This is a genomic window from Haemophilus parahaemolyticus (assembly GCF_002015035.1).
GTDB classification, from domain to species: Bacteria; Pseudomonadota; Gammaproteobacteria; order Enterobacterales; family Pasteurellaceae; genus Haemophilus_A; species Haemophilus_A parahaemolyticus.
Genome location: NZ_MUXY01000001.1, coordinates 212,930 through 229,702, shown reverse-complemented (window position 1 = coordinate 229,702; position 16,773 = coordinate 212,930). Strand labels below are relative to the sequence as shown.

Here is a 16,773-nt window from a genome sequence, read left to right as displayed (position 1 = left end):
AAGGAACAAGAAAAAGATGCGTGTATTAGTTGGTTTTTTAGCATTTCTGCTGATTTTCTTTCAATATAATTTCTGGTTTGGTGAGAATGGGTGGAATGATTATCGAGATGCCTCAGCAAGTCTAGAAGAAGTCAAAAAAGAGAATGGGCGCTTGGCAATGCGTAATGGTTTAATTGAAGCGGAAATTTACGATTTAAAACACGGTGTGAACGCCTTAGAAGAGCGTGCCCGTACAGAACACGAAATGGTGAAATCAGATGAAGTGTTTTACCGTATTATTCCTAAAAATGGGAAGTAAAATGAGCAGACAAATTTTTGCAATTATTCCTGCATCAGGCGTAGGTAGCCGAATGAAAGCCAATATGCCAAAACAATACCTAAAATTGCTTGGTAAAACAATTTTAGAGCACACGCTTTCTATTTTCTTAGTTCATCCACAGGTTGAAAAAGTTATGGTTGCTGTTTCAAAAGAAGATCAGTACTATCCTGAGATACTCTTATTACAAGATCCAAAAGTCGAGGTCGTTTTTGGTGGGGAAACCCGTGCAGATTCAGTATTCAATGCATTGCAAGAAGTGCCAGAAAACGCATGGGCATTGGTACACGATGCCGCACGCCCTTGCTTAAAGCGGTCTGATTTAGATAAACTTTTGCAAATTGAAGATGAACAAGGTGGCATCCTTGCTACCCCTGCTATTGATACGATAAAGCGTACCCAAGATGCCAAAACGATTTCACATACTGAAGATCGTTCAACCTTATGGCACGCATTAACTCCGCAATTTTTCCCTGCTCAGAGATTGAAAAAAGCATTATCTGAGGCATTTGCTGCAAATGCGGTAGTGACTGATGAAGCTTCTGCCATGGAGTTTCTCGGTTTCCATCCACAATTGGTTGCGGGCAGAGCTGATAATATCAAAATTACCCGCCCCGAAGATTTAGCGTTAGCGGAATTTTATTTAACAAGAAACGATTAAGATAGATTTAAGAGGATTACAAAATGATTCGAATTGGACATGGTTTTGATGTGCACGCTTTCGGACAAGATCGTCCATTGATGATTTGTGGCATAGCAGTGCCTTATCACACAGGTTTTATTGCCCATAGTGATGGCGATGTAGCGTTACACGCCTTAACAGATGCGTTATTGGGAGCTGTCGCATTAGGTGATATTGGCAAACTTTTCCCTGATACCGATATGCAATACAAAAATGCCGACAGCCGTAAATTATTGATTGAAGCTTATCGCCGTGTGCGGGAACAAGGTTATAAAGTAGGTAATGTAGATGTGACGATTATTGCACAAGCCCCGAAAATGCGACCTTATATCGACCAAATGCGTCAAACTATTGCTGATGATTTACAATGCGATGTAATGCAAGTGAATGTCAAAGCAACAACAACTGAAAAGCTAGGGTTTACAGGACGAGGCGAAGGGATTGCATGTGAAGCAGTAGTGCTTTTGACTAAAATCTAATAAGCAAAATTGCGGTATTATGTAGTGGCTTCATAAAGCTGAATTTACGATTCATGAGTCTGTCTAAGGATAAGTAATTCCATCTTTAAAATGCAAAAAACCAACTATTTTTTCCTACATACCTAAAAAAACCTCATATCTTTTAAAATATGAGGTTTTTATTTAAATGTAGTTAGGAATTAACCCATACCGTATTTTTTTAATTTTTTGCGTAATGTACCACGGTTAATACCAAGCATAGTTGCGGCACGAGTTTGATTACCGCGTGTATATTGCATCACCATATCAAGCATTGGATGCTCAACTTCAGATAATACTAATTCGTATAATTCTGTTGGATCTTCATTGTTTAATTGTGCTAAATAATTCTTTAATGCTGCTTTTACGTTATCGCGTAGTGGTTTTACTACTTGTTGAGCTTGTGCATTTAGCATCGTAACCGTTAATGGGTTGTTTACTGGTTGTTCGATCATTTCCTTTATCCACTTAATCTAAGAGATCTTCTACAAAACTTTCTAATGCATTGAGTTGTGCTTTCGTACTCTCTAATGCATTAAAAGCACGCTTAAAAGTTGAGTTTGGTGCTAAATTTTCTATATACCAACCGACATGTTTCCGAGCAATTCGATATCCTTTTTCTTCACCATAGAACTGATGAAGATCTTGGATATGTCGCAACATAAAGCGACATTTTTCTTCCGTTGGTAATATAGCATAATAACCATTCTCTAAAAAATCATTCACTTCCTTGAATATCCAAGGGCGACCATAAGCTCCTCTGCCAATCATTACAGCATCTGCACCCGTGTAATCAAGCACAAATTTCGCTTTCTCAGCAGAAGTAATATCCCCATTGGCAATAATTGGAATAGAAACTGCATTTTTGACCGCTTTAATGCTTTCATATTCTGCTTCTCCGTTGAATAAACAACTTCGTGTACGTCCATGAAGCGTTAAAGCCTGAATTCCCGCTTGCTCTGCAATTTGGGCAATTTCTACGCAATTTCGATTCTCAAGATCCCAACCTGTTCGAATTTTTAAAGTAACAGGTACATCCACAGCATTAACCACAGTATTTAAAATATCAGCGACTAAATCTGGCTCACGTAAAAGGGCAGAACCTGCCATTTTTTTGTTTACCTTTTTAGCTGGGCATCCCATATTGATATCAATAATTTCAGCACCATAGCTCACGTTTACCTTTGCTGCTTCTGCCATTTCAATAGGATCAGCTCCTGCAATTTGTACAGCATTAATTCCAATTTCTCGGTGATGAGCTAAACGCAGTTTAGACTTTTCGGTATGCCATACATCAGGGTTAGTTGACATCATTTCAGAGAAGGTAAGCCCAGCACCAAGCTGGCTACATAAACGGCGAAATGGTTGGTCAGTGACTCCTGCCATTGGTGCGAGGAAAATACGGTTTTTAAATTCATATTGTCCAATTCGCATGATTTCTCCGCACTCTTCTTAAAATATCAACGAAAAAAGATGCAATTCCATACTGCATCTTTTTATAATTTTGCTTAATTGTTATTCAACATTAGCAATCAAGGGAGCGTATCATACTCATTTTTCACGCGTTTGAGAAGAGTAATTTTTAAACAATTTAATAAAAAAGGTGAAAAAATCTGCTTGATTTTTTTGTTTAAGCCATTTTCTCTTGTAAAAGCACGCCTTTCAGCCCATTCCAATTGATTTCAGCTATCACAGCAGGGTAAAAATGTACGCTTTGTTGATATTGTGTGAATATTTGGACTAAATCAAATACAAGAGGTAAATGTGAAACAATAAGCACTTGATTTGCTCCCTCTTCATTTAAAAATGCCAAATAATCTTGGATCATATCAGGCGAACCATTTGGTGTAATCTCATCCCATTCCTCAGTAATATTTGCAAAATGTTGGGAAAAACCAACCGCTTCCATGCCTTGTGTGAGTGCTGTAAGTGTTTGCTGAGCTCGAACATAAGGGCTTACTAAGATTTTATCGAACTGAATATTTCGCGAAATACATTGTTCACTCAACCATTTGCCTTGTAAAAACGCTGCATTTTTGCCCTTTTCTGTTAAGGTTCTTTCGCTATCGGTTGGTGCATCAAAGCCTGCTTCGCCGTGGCGCATAATCCAGATGTTCATAAGCTGTTTCCTATTTTTGTATTTCAAGAATTATATTTTAGGCGTATAATACCCGCCGTTTTGTATGGTTATTGCTGTATCAAGAAAATTTTTTAAAATCTAACTTTCAATAATTGGAGTAATCAATGTCTCGAAAATTAAGAAGAACCAAAATTGTTACCACATTAGGTCCTGCAACTGACCGTGGCAATACTTTGGAAAAAATTATTGCAGCAGGTGCGAATATGATTCGTATGAACTTTTCTCATGGTGTTCCAGAAGATCACATTGAACGTGCAAATAAAGTACGTGAAATTGCGGCTAAATTAGGGAAAACCGTGGCAATTTTAGGCGATTTACAAGGCCCTAAAATCCGCGTTTCTACGTTTAAAGATGGCAAAATCTTCTTAAATATCGGTGATAAATTCACTTTAGACGCAGATTTGCCACGTGGTGAAGGTCACCAAGATGCAGTAGGTTTAGACTATAAAAACTTACCAAACGATGTCGTGCCAGGCGATATTCTTTTATTAGACGATGGTAACGTTCAATTAAAAGTATTAGAAGTCGAAGGCGTGAAAGTTCACACTGAAGTGACAGTTGGCGGCCCTTTATCAAACAACAAAGGGATCAACAAATTAGGTGGCGGCTTATCTGCTCCAGCATTAACTGAAAAAGATAAGAACGACATCAAATTAGCCGCGAAAATCGGTGTGGATTACTTAGCAGTATCATTCCCTCAATCAAGTGCAGACTTAAACTATGCACGTCAATTAGCACAAGAAGCAGGCTTAGATGCGAAAATCGTGGCGAAAGTAGAACGTGCAGAAACTGTTGCAACAGAAGAAGCGATGGACGACATCATCTTAGGTGCAGACGTGATTATGGTGGCACGTGGTGACTTAGGTGTTGAAATTGGCGATGCAGCATTAGTTGGTGTGCAAAAACGTTTAATCCGTCGTTCACGTAAATTAAACCGCGTAGTGATTACTGCAACCCAAATGATGGAGTCCATGATCAAAAAACCAATGCCAACCCGTGCAGAGGTAATGGACGTTGCGAACGCAGTATTAGATGGTACTGATGCAGTAATGCTTTCAGGCGAAACGGCAAACGGTGATTATCCAGTTGAAACGGTAAAATCAATGGCTGAGGTGTGTTTAGGTGCAGAAACAATGCCAAGCATCAACATTTCTCGTCACCGTATGGAAGGCACATTCACGCACGTTGATGAGGCAGCGGCAATGTCTGCAATGTACACTGCAAACCACTTAGAAGGCGTTTCTGCAATTATCGCATTAACTCATTCAGGTGAAACTGCTAAATTAATGAGTCGCATCAGTTCAGGTTTGCCAATTTTTGCATTATCGCGTAATCCACGTGCATTAAATCGTACAGCGTTATATCGTGGTGTAACACCTGTATTCTACGATGAAGAGAGCCGTACCATTGATGGTGCAAAAAAAGCATTAGCATTATTAAAAGAGCAAGGCTACTTATTATCGGGCGATTTAGTGTTATTAACTCATGGTGATGAGTTAAAAGAAGGTGGCACCAATACTTGCCGTATTTTAAAAGTTGAATAATCCCTGATAAGATAAATAAAAGACCCGTTTTGTGATGAGCTGCATCTTAAGAGTTGGACTAAGCAACCAGCTAATTAAGATGCAGATTTTTTATAACTAAATATCGCTAGCTTTTCGGCATATAGAACTAAATAAGTCTAACTTTTTGGGGGAAGTTCGATTTCTCTACTTGCCTTTATTTTTTTAAATCCCTATAATAACAACTCTTATGTTCGCAAGAGCATAATCCAATGGGGGTGTTATTGGTTCCTCGCAACGGTGTTCAGCTTACTTGGTCAGGTTCGGAAGAAAGCAGCCTGAGTTGAAATTTCTGTGTGCCGAGGGGTGCTGGTAACACCCCCACCTTTTTTCTATTTACCTGCCTCTTTTTTCTCTTCTTTTGGTAAACGATATAACTGATGTTTATATAAATAGCTTGGTAGCAAGGCTTGGGCTAATGCATCTTTTTTCGCTTCATCATCCACCTCTTTTGGCAGTAATTTTTCATTCGCTTTGTCATATTCAAAGCTCTCAATTGGCGTATTTGGACGCATTACAATCACATTATTGTTTGCTTTTAATACCGCTTGTGTCGCATCATATTGCATAATCGCACGATTTGGCTCAACGTTTTGGGTTAAGTCATAGCCTATCATTGGGTTTTCGCTGCTAATTCCCGCCACAGAAAGCAAGGTTGCAGGCATATCTAACTGGCTGACCAAGCGATTATCGCGTCTTGGTTCAATATGACTACCTAGCAATAACGCAGGAATATGGAAATGACGAATCGGCACTAAATCATCACCTGCTGCACGCGAGTCGTGGTCGGCAATAATTAAGAAGATGGTGTCATTCCAATAGTTCGATTTTTTCGCTAATTCGAAGAAATGCCCTATCGCATAATCGGCATATTTTGCGGCATTATTACGTGTCTGTTTTGGCTGTTCATACAAATCAATTTTACCATCTGGGAACTCAAACGGATCGTGGTTACTTGAGCTAAACACGAGGCTAAAGAACGGTTTGCCTTCATTGTGTAATTGAGTAAAAGTCTCGTTTGCTTTGTCGAATAAGTCTTCATCGCTTACGCCCCAAGTCGCTTTAAATTTGGGATTAGCGTAATCATTTTCATCAATGATACGAGTGAAACCATTGCCGTAGAAAAAGCTTGCCATGTTGTCGAAATGTTTTTCTCCGCCATAAATGAACGAGGTATCGTAACCTTGACGACGCAATAATTCTGCAATACTAAAGAAGTTATTTTGGCTTTTCGTGAGTTTCACGACCGCACGAGCTGGTGTTGGCAAGAAACCAGTGGTTGTTGCTTCAATGCCACGCACAGAACGCGTACCCGTTGCATATAGGTTTTCAAACAACCATCCCTCTTTGGCTAATTTATCTAAGTTTGGAGTTAATGGTTTGCCGCCAAGCGTGCCGACAAATTGTGCACCAAGGCTCTCTTGAAGCAAAATTATGATATTTTTCGGTTTACCCGTGTAACTTGCTTGGTTGTAAGTCAGTGTCGGAATTTCGCTTGAAATGTAATCTGAATCTGGACGACCACGCAATTTTTTCACACGTTCGAACATCTCTTCATCCGACATTTTGCCATATTGCTCCGCTGATTTTTCTTCATCTTTCAGCTGTTGCACCGCATAAAGCACAGAGTAGCCAGAGTTTAATACAAGAGAGTTTACGAGCGGATCGCTTGAAAATGCAACCATTGCTGGATTAATCCCACGGTGAGCAAAACTTGAACGCCCACCGACAAACACCAATGTTGCCACAAGCAAGGCAACAAGCGGTCGAATTTTCCAACTCATTTGTAAACTACGGGCAGAAACATTTTTCACCGCCCAACCTGCCAATTTCCAATAAGCAAAAATTGCCAATACCATCACAACAAGGCTGATAATCACCGTGGTTAAATGCCCGTGAATAAGCATCGTAAACACTTCTTTTGATAAGTCAGATATTCAATAAACAAGCGGTTCGGACGCAAATCAAAGGTTTCGATAAAGTTAGGCGTTGCTACTTCCATAAACAGAATGAATACGGAGCCTACAGTAAGCCAGATGCGTAAAACTGCTTGCCAAATTTTGCCAATTACATTGTTACTAAGCAATAGTACGCTAAATAAAGCAGGTAAACCAAATAGCCAGCAAAGGGCTGATACATCAATTCGAAAGCCTTGCAATATTAGTTGCGACCAGCCATCTACCGCATTTACTCTTTCTGCTTGCCATAAACCAAGAGAAAGTCGAGAAAGTGAGAACACGATTAAATTAATAACCACAAAAATAAAAAGTGGGAAAAGAAGCGAATGTCCTTTTCTTGGTGTTGATTGCTTCATAGCAATTCCTTAGTATGAAATGAAAATCCATCACATTTTATGCTATTCATTTTATAAACAACAGTAGCATGCGAAAATAAAAGCCATTTGCAAAAACAGACATAGAACGGTAAACTTTGTTCACACTTTATTAACGAGAGAAAGATAAATGGCTAAGAAACCAACACCCAATTTTGAAACAACATTACAAGAGTTAGAAAGCATTGTAACGCATTTAGAATCAGGCGACTTATCGCTTGAAGATGCTTTAAATGAATTTGAAACTGCGGTTAAACTGGTGCAACAAGGACAAGAATACTTGCAAAAAGCAGAACAACGCATTCAAATTCTTCTTAACAAAACACCTGAAGCTGAACTCACCGATTACTAATATGACTTACTCTCTCTCAACCGATCTTGCTGAAATCCAGCAACGCATTAACCACTATCTTTCTACTCAGCTTGAAATGCTTAAAACTACACAAGCACCGCTTGCCAATGCGATGGTTCACGCAGTCTTACTTGGTGGGAAACGTGTTCGCCCATTTTTAATGTATGCAACAGGAAGAATGTTGGGCGTAGACCTCACAAAAATTGATGCTTCAGCAGGGGCGATGGAGTCTATCCACGCTTATTCATTGGTGCACGATGATTTACCCGCCATGGATGATGATATGTTAAGACGCGGTAAACCAACTTGTCATATTGCCTTTGATGAAGCCACCGCAATTTTAGCGGGCGATGCATTGCAAAGTTTTGCCTTTGAACTGATTGCAGACGATGAACATCTTCCCCCTTTGCAAAAAATTCGCCAAATTCAATCGCTTGCAAAAGCCGCTGGGGCAAAAGGAATGTGCTTGGGGCAAAATTTAGATTTGCTTGCGGAAAACAAAGCAGTTTCATTAGAAGAGTTAGAATTTATTCATCGTAATAAAACAGGGGCGTTAATTGAAGCATCTGTGTTAATGGGTTTTAACCTTTCTGATTATGCGGAAGATAGACGTATTGAAATGCAGCTTCAACGCTATGCCCAAGCGATTGGCTTAGCTTTCCAAGTGCAAGACGATATTTTAGACGTCATTGGTGAAACAGATAAAATCGGCAAAACCGCAGGGGCTGATGAGCAACACAATAAAAGCACCTATCCAAAACTATTAGGATTAGAAGGTGCACAGCAAAAAGCCGAAGGACTTTATCAAATCGCACTTGATGCCTTAAGTGAGTTAAATTTTGATACTACAGCATTAAAAGAGTTGGCGAATTTTATTATTCATCGCGATATTTAAAAGAAAAGCATATAGATGTTCTATATGCTTAGACTCTACCGCCTAGCCGCTAAATGTGACTGAATTAAGTTCATAAAAGCATCGCCAAAACGTTCTAATTTTCGCTCACCCACACCGTTAATATCTAACATTTCCACTTTTGTGGTTGGCGTGAACTGTGCCATTTCTTCGAGAGTGGCATCGTTGAACACTACGTAAGGCGGGATGTTTTCTTTGTCGGCAATCTGTTTGCGTAAGAAACGCAAGCGAGCAAATAAATCTTTGTCGTAGCGGATGCTTGCCTGTTTTTGACTGTATGCAGAAGCCGAGAAAGTTAAGCGTGGCGTAGCCAGCTCCAACTTCACTTCTGAACGTAATACAGGACGTGCCTCTTCGGTAAGTTGCAAGGCTGAATTATTCACAATGTTTTGTTTAATTAAGCCTAAATGAATCAACTGGCGAATCACGCTTACCCAATAATCTTGGCTTTGCTCTTTTCCGATCCCATAAACACTGAGTTGATCGTGTCCGTATTGGCGAATTTTTTGATGATTTAACCCTCTCAGTACAGCGATAACGTGGTGCATTCCGAAGGTTTGCCCTGTACGATAAATTACCGACATCACTTTTTGTGCATCAATCAGTCCATCGTATTTACGTGGGGGATCAAGGCAAATATCGCAGTTTTTACAAGGTTCTCGGCGGGATTCGCCAAAATAGTTGAGCAAAACCAAGCGGCGACAAGTTTGTGATTCAGCAAATGCACCAACGGCTTGTAATTTGTGTTGTTTAATATCGCGTTGTTCGCTTTCTGGTTCTTCCAACAGCATTTTTTGCAGCCACGCATAATCGGCTGGGTCGTAAAACATCACCGCTTGCGAAGGCAAATCATCACGTCCAGCACGTCCTGTTTCTTGATAGTAAGATTCGATACTTCTTGGCAGGTCAAAATGTACCACAAAACGCACGTTAGATTTGTTGATCCCCATACCAAAAGCAACCGTTGCAACCACCACTTGAATGTTATCACGCTGAAAGGCATTTTGTACGGTTTCACGTTGTTGAACGCTCATTCCTGCGTGATAGCCCATGACAGAAATGTTTCTCGCACTCAATTTTTCCGTAATCTCTTCCACTTTTTTGCGACTATTGCAATATACAATGCCACTCTTGCCTTTTTGCCCCGCAATAAACTTGGCAAGTTGTTCCATCGGTTTAAATTTTTCTTGTACGGTGTAGCGAATGTTTGGACGGTCAAAACTACCCAAATAAGTATGGGGTTCATTCAAACGCAAATGCAACAAAATATCCGCACGAGTTGTTGGATCAGCTGTCGCTGTGAGTGCCATAAGCGGTATATTTGGGAAAGTATTTCGCAAATTGCCCAAAAGGGTATATTCAGGGCGGAAATCATGCCCCCATTGTGACACACAATGAGCTTCATCAACGGCAATAAAGCTGATTTTGCAATGTGAAATAAAGTGATAGAAACCTTGGGTCATCACTTTTTCAGGCGAAAGATAGAGCAGTTTCAACTGACCAGATAAGGCTTTTTGCTCAATTACACGCTGTTCCTCTAAGGTTTGAGAGGAGTTAAGATAACCCGCTTCAATACCATTGGTGAGCAGCTGATCAACCTGATCTTTCATTAAAGAAATAAGAGGCGAAATCACCAGCGTAATACCTTCCAAGCAGAGGGAAGGCACTTGGTAACACAACGATTTTCCACCGCCTGTGGTCATAATGACGAGTGTGTCCTTGCCAGCAAGCGTAGCCTCAATTACTTCTTGCTGACCTTGACGAAATTGCTGATAACCGAATACGTTTTGTAGTATGGTTTGTGGAGTGGAATGTGGTTGCATTGGATAATAAGAATGGTGTTATATTCATTTCTCTCGCTCGCTTGAGAGAGACAAACGGAAATTACGTTAAGCAATTTGCATCAGAAAGAGGACAAACGGTCAATTTTATATTATATGTTGGCAAATTCCCCTCTCCCATAAGCGAGCGAGTAGAAGTATTAGAAAAAGCTCACTTCTTCCCCATGTCTTGCAAAGGCTTCTTCTAGATGCTGCCAGAATGAACGCCCTTCCGTTGTTTTCCATTCACCATCAAGATATTTGAAGTGGAAACCACCTAATTTGCTGGCAAGCCAAAGTTCTAGCATCGCTTCTTGCTTATTAATGATAATTTGTGAGTCATCATCGAATGTTAAAGTGCAAACCGCACCTTGAATTTCGGTATCAACAGATAAACCTTCATCATCAATTTTTTCTTCGATTTCGTCCCAAGTTTGTTCAACAAGTTGATGAAATTGTGCTAAGTTCATTTTTTATTCCTTTATGTTTTGCAAAATTTTCTGAAAATCTGACCGCTTACAAACTTGGTAATTCCGTCATTGCCCAGCGGGGTTTTACACTCACACTTAAATCGGTTTGCTCACCATATTTTAAGCGAAGGAAGCCTGTGTAAGCGATCATCGCACCGTTGTCAGTACAGAATTGTGGTCGAGGGTAGTAAACCTCTCCGCCAAGGGATTTCATCATTTCAGCTAAATCAGCACGCAGTTGTTTATTTGCACTTACACCGCCTGCCATCACTAAGCGTTTATAGCCTGTTTGTTGTAATGCACGTTTGCATTTGATGAGGATAGTATCTACCACAGCTTGTTGGAAAGCGTGGGCAATGTCGCAGCGAGTTTGCTCGTCTAATTTACCGTTCTCATCTAAATTGGCATTGATGGTGTTCGCGGCAAACGTTTTTAAGCCCGAAAAGCTGAAATCTAAGCCTGGGCGATCCGTCATTGGGCGTGGGAAAACAAAGCGATTTGGCGTGCCTTGTTCCGCTAATTTTGAAACCGCAACACCAGCAGGGTAATCTAACCCAAGCAGTTTGCCTGTTTTGTCAAAGGCTTCGCCTGCAGCATCGTCAATAGATTCGCCAAGCAATTCATATTGACCTACGCCATCCACTTTCACTAATTGCGTATGCCCACCCGAAATAAGCAGTGCGACAAAAGGAAACTCTGGTGGAGTTTCTTCTAACATTGGGACGAGTAGATGCCCTTCCATATGATGCACGCCCAATGCGGGGACATTCCACGCATAGGCAAGCGAACGAGCAATAGTTGCCCCCACTAATAACGCCCCAACTAAGCCAGGGCCTGCGGTATAAGCAACGCCATCAATATCGCAAGCGGTCAAATTTGCTTCTTTTAATGCAGCTTCAATCAATGGCACGGTTTTGCGGATATGATCGCGTGAAGCCAATTCTGGCACAACGCCGCCGTAGTCTGCGTGCATCTCAATTTGGCTGTAAAGTTGATTGGCGATTAATCCTTTTTCTTCATCATAAATGGCAACGCCTGTTTCATCACAAGAAGTTTCAATGCCGAGAATTTTCATACTATGCTTTAAATACTAAAAAAGCCACAGAAGCATTGAACTGCTGTGGCAAAATAAAATGAAATTAGAACTGTTCGCCGTAAGCTGGTTTAGTTACGTTTGGATATTCTTTACCTTTATTCGCTTCAATCAAGGCATCTACTTTTTGAGCAGAATCATTCAAACCCATTTGTTCAAAGGCTTTTTTCATATAAGGTAACGCTTCAGCAGTGGCTTTTGTATCAGGATAGAAACGCATCATTTCTTCCACGCGGTTGCTCATTGCAACATAAGCATCACGTTTGTCATAGAATTTTACTACTTCAAGTTCGTGTTCTGCCATACGATTTAGCAAATAGCCCATCCATTGTTGTGCTTCAGGTGCATATTTGCTGTTTGGGAAATCACGTACGATGGTCTGGAAACTACCGTAAGCGTTACGCACAGCATCAATCGAGCGAGAAGCACGGTTTATACCAAAGAAATCCTGAATAAAATTGTCGCTTAAACGAGCATTTGAAAGTGCTGCTAGGTAGAAGACATAATCTGTATGAGCACTATTTGGGTAAGCACGCACAAAACGTTCTGCAATATCTAATGCTTTGTAATATTCACCCACTTTATATTGTGCATAAATCAAACTCAATTGTGTTTGTTCGCCAAATTGAGTATTTCCTTTTCCACCAATCGCATCTAAATAGCGGATTGCTGAGTTATAATCGCCATCTTGTAAGTAGATTTGACCTTTACTGTAAAGGTCTTGAGCAGATGCTTCTTCGAGCTCTTTGTTTGAGTTTGAACAACCCACAATGAGTAAACCAGCTAACATAAGCGAAGCAAGAGAAGTAAATTTACGCATAATAATTACCTTAAAGAGATAAAAAGTGTCTAAGATCAAAAGTTAATGTACAATACTTGCTATAGACCAAAGGCACTTCATTAAGTTCGTACGAATTGCCTTATTTTATAACACGCTCACAAATAAGCAATAGATATAGATTAAATAGGAATAGACAAATGGCTCAACAGATGACACTAACTGCAGAAGTTTCTGCCGATTTATTAGGAGCAAGGCTTGATCAAGCACTTGCTCAACTTTTCCCCGATTATTCACGTTCACGCCTTAAAGTTTGGATTGAAAACGATTTAGTAAAAGTAAATAGCAAAGTAGTCAATAAAGCACGTGAAAAAGTTTTTGGTGGCGAACTGATTGAAGTATTGGCAGAAATTGAAGAGGAAGTGCGTTTTGAGCCACAAAATATCCCACTTAATATTGTGTATGAAGATGACGATATTATTGTGATCAACAAACCGAAAGATTTAGTCGTACACCCAGGTGCGGGTAATCCAGATGGCACAGTATTAAATGCACTACTTTACCACTATCCATCGATTGCAGAAGTGCCACGTGCGGGTATCGTACACCGTTTAGACAAAGATACAACGGGTTTAATGGTAGTCGCGAAAAATATCCCTGCTCAAACTCACTTAGTAACTGCATTACAAAAACGCCAAATTACCCGTGAATATGAAGCTGTTGCGAGTGGCATTATGACCCAAGGTGGTAAGGTTGATGAGCCAATGGCTCGCCACCCAACCAAACGCACCGCAATGGCAGTACATCCAATGGGTAAACCTGCAGTCACGCATTACCGCATTATGGAGCGTTTCCGCAACTATACTCGTTTGCGTTTACGCTTGGAAACAGGGCGTACACACCAAATCCGTGTACATATGGCACACATTGCCCACCCGCTTTTAGGAGACCAACTTTACGGCGGTCGTCCTCGCCCACCTAAAGGTGCAAGTGAAGAATTTTTAGCAGTATTACGTTCATTTCAACGCCAAGCCTTACACGCCACGATGTTACGTTTAGAGCATCCTATCACAGGTGAACTCATGGAATGGCACGCCCCATTGCCTGATGATTTTGTGGAGCTTATCCAAGCCTTAAAAGACGATTATACGTTGTATAAGGATCAGTTGGATTATTAAAAGCTCCCTACTCTTTTCTTTATTGGAATAACAAACAACATTTATATAATCGAAGATAAAAAGCGGCAGATTTACCTGCCGTTAACTTCACTCAAATATTATTATCAATTAAGCGAATGGTTGTAATTCAGGATTGATAGGTGTTTCCGCAAGATTATTCACATAATTACAGAGTGTTGCTAAACTTACCCCTAACACAACATCAATCGCTTGTTCTTGCGTATAGCCTGCCGCAAAGAATGCATTTAATTGTGCTTCTGTTAATTTTGCTTTTTGTAACATTACTGCAAGCGTAAAACGTGCTAAAGTATCTAATTTGCTGTCACTTTCAATACGAGCTGTTGCTCGAATTTGGTTTACTAACTCTTCTTCTAGCTTCAACACTTTTAATGCGATCTTGGTATGACCCGCTACACAGAATCCACAACCATTAACCACTGCTGCGGTAATTTGCACGACTTCACGTTCTGTTGCAGTTAAGCTATTACGACCATTGATCCCACCTACAGTACGATAAGTTTCTAATGCAGTAGGTGCGTTGGCTAATACGCCAATTAAATTTGGAATAAAACCGTTTGCGTTTTTGACCGCAGTTAATGCTTCTTTTGCAGCTTCTGGTGCAGTTTCAATAGTATGAATTTGAAATTTAGACATTGTGTTCTCCTAAATAAATATAAATAGATGTATTTCGTGTGAGAAATAATACGAGGGTTTCGTAACAAATAAAAAGAAATAAAATGCACTTTATAGATTAAAAAGTTATAACTAGCGATCAAATTTTGCTAGAATACCGCAATTTTAACGACATTTGATAAGGTACTTTATGTCTGAACAAACTTTTATTACAGGTAAAGATGCAGCCCTTGAAGATAGCATCTCTACCTTCCAACACAAACTAAAAACCCTTGGCTTTAACATTGAAGAAGCTTCTTGGTTAAACCCTGTGCCAAATGTCTGGTCGGTGCATATTCGTGATGCAGACTGCCCACAATGTTTCTCAAACGGTAAGGGTGCGAGTAAAAAAGCGGCACTTGCTTCTGCATTAGGTGAGTATTTTGAGCGTTTATCGACCAATTATTTCTGGGCTGATTTCTATTTAGGGCAAGAGATAGCAAACGGTGATTTCGTGCATTATCCATCTGAAAAATGGTTCCCGATTGAAGATGAAGCTTTGCCACCAATAGAGATGATGGACGATTTCTTATGGGAATACTTTGACCCGAATGGCGAACTCACGCCAGAACTGTTAGTCGATTTACAATCAGGTAACTACGATCGCGGCATTGTGGCTTTGCCTTACGTTCGCCAATCAGACAACCAAACGGTTTACATTCCACAAAGCATTATCGGCAACTTGTTCGTCTCAAACGGTATGTCTGCGGGCAACACTAAAAACGAAGCCCGTGTGCAAGGCTTATCTGAAGTGTTCGAGCGTTTTGTGAAAAACCGCATTATCGCAGAAGCGATCAGCTTGCCTGAAATTCCGCAATCGGTGATCGATAGCTATCCAACCATCAAAGCCTCCATTGAAAAATTAGAGCAAGAAGGCTTCCCAATCCTTTGCTACGATGCCTCATTAGGCGGTGAGTTCCCTGTGATTTGCGTGATTTTGCTTAGCCCGCAAAACGGCACTTGCTTCGCTTCATTCGGTGCACATCCGAACTTCCAAGTGGCGTTCGAGCGCACCGTAACTGAGCTTTTACAAGGTCGTAGCTTAAAAGATTTAGACGTATTCTCACCACCTTCTTTCAATAATGAAGATGTTGCCGATCACGCTAATCTTGAAACCCATTTCATCGACTCAAGCGGTCTAATTTCGTGGGATCTTTTCAAAAAAGAGGCGGACTACCCGTTCGTTCACTGGGATTTCTCAGGCACAACCGAGCAAGAATTCCATAATTTAATAGCAATCTTCAACAAATACGAACAGCCTGTTTACATTATGGATTATGAGCATTTAGGCGTTTACGCTTGCCGTATCCTTGCCCCTGGTATGTCGAACATCTACCCAAGCGATGACTTAATTTATGCCAACAACAATATGGGGATGGATTGGCGAGAAATTCTGTTAGATCTACCGCATTTCCACCACGATGCGGAAACGTACCAAGAATTATTGGACGAATTAGATGAACAAGGCATCGACGATTTAACCCGTGTCCGTGAGTTTATCGGTATCGTTGCCGAGAAAGGTTCAGCAATGCAAACCTTACGTATTGGCGAGCTGAAATCTATGCTTCACTTAGCTCTAGGCAATTTAGAACAAGCGTTAGACTGGGCAAACTGGACGGCAAATATGAACGCTTCCGTCTTCACTGCAGAACGCAACAACTACTACCGCTGCTTAATTCAAACCATCGAATTATTCCTCGATGAAAACCGCAAGCCTGAACAATATCGTGCAGTTTTTGAGAAAATGTACGGTAAACAAGCGGTTGAATTTGCATGGAATGCTGCAAATGGTGGTAATCCGTTCTATGGCTTAACTGCTTCTGATGAAGCTTTAGAAAATATGCCAGCTCACCAAAAACTCTTGGACGCTTATCGCAAATTACAACGTGCAAAAATCACTCCAATTACACGTTAATTATTAAAAGATAAAAGGGGGCGAAGATCATTAGAATCTTTGCCCTTAATGTT

The 16,773-nt window shown here is 40.5% G+C and carries 16 protein-coding genes, 1 other RNA gene and 1 pseudogene; 9 read left to right on the top strand and 9 right to left on the bottom strand.

Annotated elements, in window-relative coordinates; translation table 11 throughout:
- Positions 1 to 16: 16 nt before the first annotated feature.
- Genes ftsB through ispF form a run of 3 tightly spaced genes read left to right on the top strand, consistent with a single transcriptional unit; the run spans position 17 to position 1,477 of the window.
- Positions 17 to 298 carry a cell division protein FtsB gene (gene ftsB / locus B0185_RS01035; protein ID WP_005705645.1) on the top strand — a complete coding sequence of 94 codons (282 nt, stop codon included), beginning with the start codon at positions 17 to 19 and terminating at the stop codon, positions 296 to 298.
- 1 nt (position 299) lies between these two features.
- Positions 300 to 977, top strand: a complete 678-nt coding sequence (gene ispD, locus B0185_RS01030) for a 2-C-methyl-D-erythritol 4-phosphate cytidylyltransferase (RefSeq protein ID WP_005705844.1) — start codon at positions 300 to 302, stop codon at positions 975 to 977.
- A gap of 23 nt (positions 978 to 1,000) precedes the next feature.
- Positions 1,001 to 1,477: a 2-C-methyl-D-erythritol 2,4-cyclodiphosphate synthase gene (gene ispF, locus B0185_RS01025; protein WP_005705800.1), complete on the top strand. Its 477-nt coding sequence runs from the start codon at positions 1,001 to 1,003 to the stop codon at positions 1,475 to 1,477.
- A gap of 179 nt (positions 1,478 to 1,656) precedes the next feature.
- On the opposite strand, the gene fis is transcribed toward ispF, so the two are convergent.
- From fis to sixA, 3 genes are all read right to left on the bottom strand, one after another.
- Entirely contained in the window at positions 1,657 to 1,950 is a 294-nt protein-coding gene (fis, locus tag B0185_RS01020; RefSeq protein ID WP_005705819.1) for a DNA-binding transcriptional regulator Fis, read from the bottom strand.
- Positions 1,951 to 1,963: 13 nt separating this feature from the next.
- Positions 1,964 to 2,929: a tRNA dihydrouridine synthase DusB gene (gene dusB, locus B0185_RS01015; RefSeq protein ID WP_005705773.1), complete on the bottom strand. Its 966-nt coding sequence runs from the start codon at positions 2,927 to 2,929 to the stop codon at positions 1,964 to 1,966.
- 196 nt (positions 2,930 to 3,125) lie between these two features.
- Entirely contained in the window at positions 3,126 to 3,614 is a 489-nt protein-coding gene (gene sixA, locus B0185_RS01010; protein WP_005705600.1) for a phosphohistidine phosphatase SixA, read from the bottom strand.
- A 125-nt stretch (positions 3,615 to 3,739) separates the two neighbouring features.
- Here sixA and pyk point away from each other — a divergent pair, with 125 nt between their 5' ends.
- Together pyk and ffs are read left to right on the top strand one after the other, a co-directional pair.
- Positions 3,740 to 5,179: a pyruvate kinase gene (gene pyk, locus B0185_RS01005; RefSeq protein WP_005705779.1), complete on the top strand. Its 1,440-nt coding sequence runs from the start codon at positions 3,740 to 3,742 to the stop codon at positions 5,177 to 5,179.
- Positions 5,180 to 5,418: 239 nt separating this feature from the next.
- Positions 5,419 to 5,516, top strand: an RNA gene (gene ffs / locus B0185_RS01000) — signal recognition particle sRNA small type.
- Positions 5,517 to 5,529: 13 nt separating this feature from the next.
- Here ffs and B0185_RS00995 read toward each other — a convergent pair.
- Positions 5,530 to 7,511: pseudogene (locus tag B0185_RS00995) on the bottom strand (LTA synthase family protein).
- 148 nt (positions 7,512 to 7,659) lie between these two features.
- On the opposite strand from B0185_RS00995, the gene xseB reads away from it, so the two are divergent.
- Both xseB and ispA read left to right on the top strand, forming a co-directional pair.
- Positions 7,660 to 7,881, top strand: a complete 222-nt coding sequence (gene xseB, locus B0185_RS00990; protein ID WP_005705698.1) for an exodeoxyribonuclease VII small subunit — start codon at positions 7,660 to 7,662, stop codon at positions 7,879 to 7,881.
- Between the two features lies 1 nt (position 7,882).
- Positions 7,883 to 8,776 carry a (2E,6E)-farnesyl diphosphate synthase gene (ispA, locus tag B0185_RS00985; protein WP_005705768.1) on the top strand — a complete coding sequence of 298 codons (894 nt, stop codon included), beginning with the start codon at positions 7,883 to 7,885 and terminating at the stop codon, positions 8,774 to 8,776.
- Between the two features lie 35 nt (positions 8,777 to 8,811).
- Here ispA and recQ read toward each other — a convergent pair whose 3' ends face one another.
- From recQ to B0185_RS00965, 4 genes are all read right to left on the bottom strand, one after another.
- On the bottom strand, positions 8,812 to 10,617 hold the full coding sequence (gene recQ / locus B0185_RS00980) for an ATP-dependent DNA helicase RecQ (RefSeq protein ID WP_005705706.1): 1,806 nt from the start codon (positions 10,615 to 10,617) through the stop codon (positions 8,812 to 8,814).
- Positions 10,618 to 10,775: 158 nt separating this feature from the next.
- Positions 10,776 to 11,084, bottom strand: a complete 309-nt coding sequence (gene cyaY, locus B0185_RS00975; RefSeq protein ID WP_005705676.1) for an iron donor protein CyaY — start codon at positions 11,082 to 11,084, stop codon at positions 10,776 to 10,778.
- A gap of 46 nt (positions 11,085 to 11,130) precedes the next feature.
- Positions 11,131 to 12,159, bottom strand: a complete 1,029-nt coding sequence (gene tsaD, locus B0185_RS00970; protein ID WP_005705619.1) for a tRNA (adenosine(37)-N6)-threonylcarbamoyltransferase complex transferase subunit TsaD — start codon at positions 12,157 to 12,159, stop codon at positions 11,131 to 11,133.
- Between the two features lie 64 nt (positions 12,160 to 12,223).
- Positions 12,224 to 12,997, bottom strand: coding sequence for an outer membrane protein assembly factor BamD (locus B0185_RS00965; RefSeq protein WP_005705785.1), 774 nt, complete (start codon positions 12,995 to 12,997; stop codon positions 12,224 to 12,226).
- A 158-nt stretch (positions 12,998 to 13,155) separates the two neighbouring features.
- On the opposite strand from B0185_RS00965, the gene rluD reads away from it, so the two are divergent.
- Positions 13,156 to 14,133 carry a 23S rRNA pseudouridine(1911/1915/1917) synthase RluD gene (gene rluD, locus B0185_RS00960; protein ID WP_005705843.1) on the top strand — a complete coding sequence of 326 codons (978 nt, stop codon included), beginning with the start codon at positions 13,156 to 13,158 and terminating at the stop codon, positions 14,131 to 14,133.
- A 108-nt stretch (positions 14,134 to 14,241) separates the two neighbouring features.
- On the opposite strand, the gene B0185_RS00955 is transcribed toward rluD, so the two are convergent.
- Complete coding sequence (locus tag B0185_RS00955) at positions 14,242 to 14,787, bottom strand: carboxymuconolactone decarboxylase family protein (protein ID WP_005705834.1); 546 nt, start codon at positions 14,785 to 14,787, stop codon at positions 14,242 to 14,244.
- Positions 14,788 to 14,956: 169 nt separating this feature from the next.
- On the opposite strand from B0185_RS00955, the gene ycaO reads away from it, so the two are divergent.
- Positions 14,957 to 16,720, top strand: coding sequence for a 30S ribosomal protein S12 methylthiotransferase accessory factor YcaO (ycaO, locus tag B0185_RS00950; protein ID WP_005705778.1), 1,764 nt, complete (start codon positions 14,957 to 14,959; stop codon positions 16,718 to 16,720).
- The last annotated feature ends 53 nt before the right edge of the window (positions 16,721 to 16,773 follow it).

What these genes read in the sequence shown, in the direction of transcription:
- ftsB (WP_005705645.1), top strand. Translation starts at nt 17, where the DNA reads ATGCGTGTATTAGTTGGTTTTTTAGCATTTCTGCTGATTTTCTTTCAA.
- ispD (WP_005705844.1), top strand. Translation starts at nt 300, where the DNA reads ATGAGCAGACAAATTTTTGCAATTATTCCTGCATCAGGCGTAGGTAGC.
- ispF (WP_005705800.1), top strand. Translation starts at nt 1,001, where the DNA reads ATGATTCGAATTGGACATGGTTTTGATGTGCACGCTTTCGGACAAGAT.
- fis (WP_005705819.1), bottom strand. Translation starts at nt 1,950, where the DNA reads ATGATCGAACAACCAGTAAACAACCCATTAACGGTTACGATGCTAAAT.
- dusB (WP_005705773.1), bottom strand. Translation starts at nt 2,929, where the DNA reads ATGCGAATTGGACAATATGAATTTAAAAACCGTATTTTCCTCGCACCA.
- sixA (WP_005705600.1), bottom strand. Translation starts at nt 3,614, where the DNA reads ATGAACATCTGGATTATGCGCCACGGCGAAGCAGGCTTTGATGCACCA.
- pyk (WP_005705779.1), top strand. Translation starts at nt 3,740, where the DNA reads ATGTCTCGAAAATTAAGAAGAACCAAAATTGTTACCACATTAGGTCCT.
- xseB (WP_005705698.1), top strand. Translation starts at nt 7,660, where the DNA reads ATGGCTAAGAAACCAACACCCAATTTTGAAACAACATTACAAGAGTTA.
- ispA (WP_005705768.1), top strand. Translation starts at nt 7,883, where the DNA reads ATGACTTACTCTCTCTCAACCGATCTTGCTGAAATCCAGCAACGCATT.
- recQ (WP_005705706.1), bottom strand. Translation starts at nt 10,617, where the DNA reads ATGCAACCACATTCCACTCCACAAACCATACTACAAAACGTATTCGGT.
- cyaY (WP_005705676.1), bottom strand. Translation starts at nt 11,084, where the DNA reads ATGAACTTAGCACAATTTCATCAACTTGTTGAACAAACTTGGGACGAA.
- tsaD (WP_005705619.1), bottom strand. Translation starts at nt 12,159, where the DNA reads ATGAAAATTCTCGGCATTGAAACTTCTTGTGATGAAACAGGCGTTGCC.
- B0185_RS00965 (WP_005705785.1), bottom strand. Translation starts at nt 12,997, where the DNA reads ATGCGTAAATTTACTTCTCTTGCTTCGCTTATGTTAGCTGGTTTACTC.
- rluD (WP_005705843.1), top strand. Translation starts at nt 13,156, where the DNA reads ATGGCTCAACAGATGACACTAACTGCAGAAGTTTCTGCCGATTTATTA.
- B0185_RS00955 (WP_005705834.1), bottom strand. Translation starts at nt 14,787, where the DNA reads ATGTCTAAATTTCAAATTCATACTATTGAAACTGCACCAGAAGCTGCA.
- ycaO (WP_005705778.1), top strand. Translation starts at nt 14,957, where the DNA reads ATGTCTGAACAAACTTTTATTACAGGTAAAGATGCAGCCCTTGAAGAT.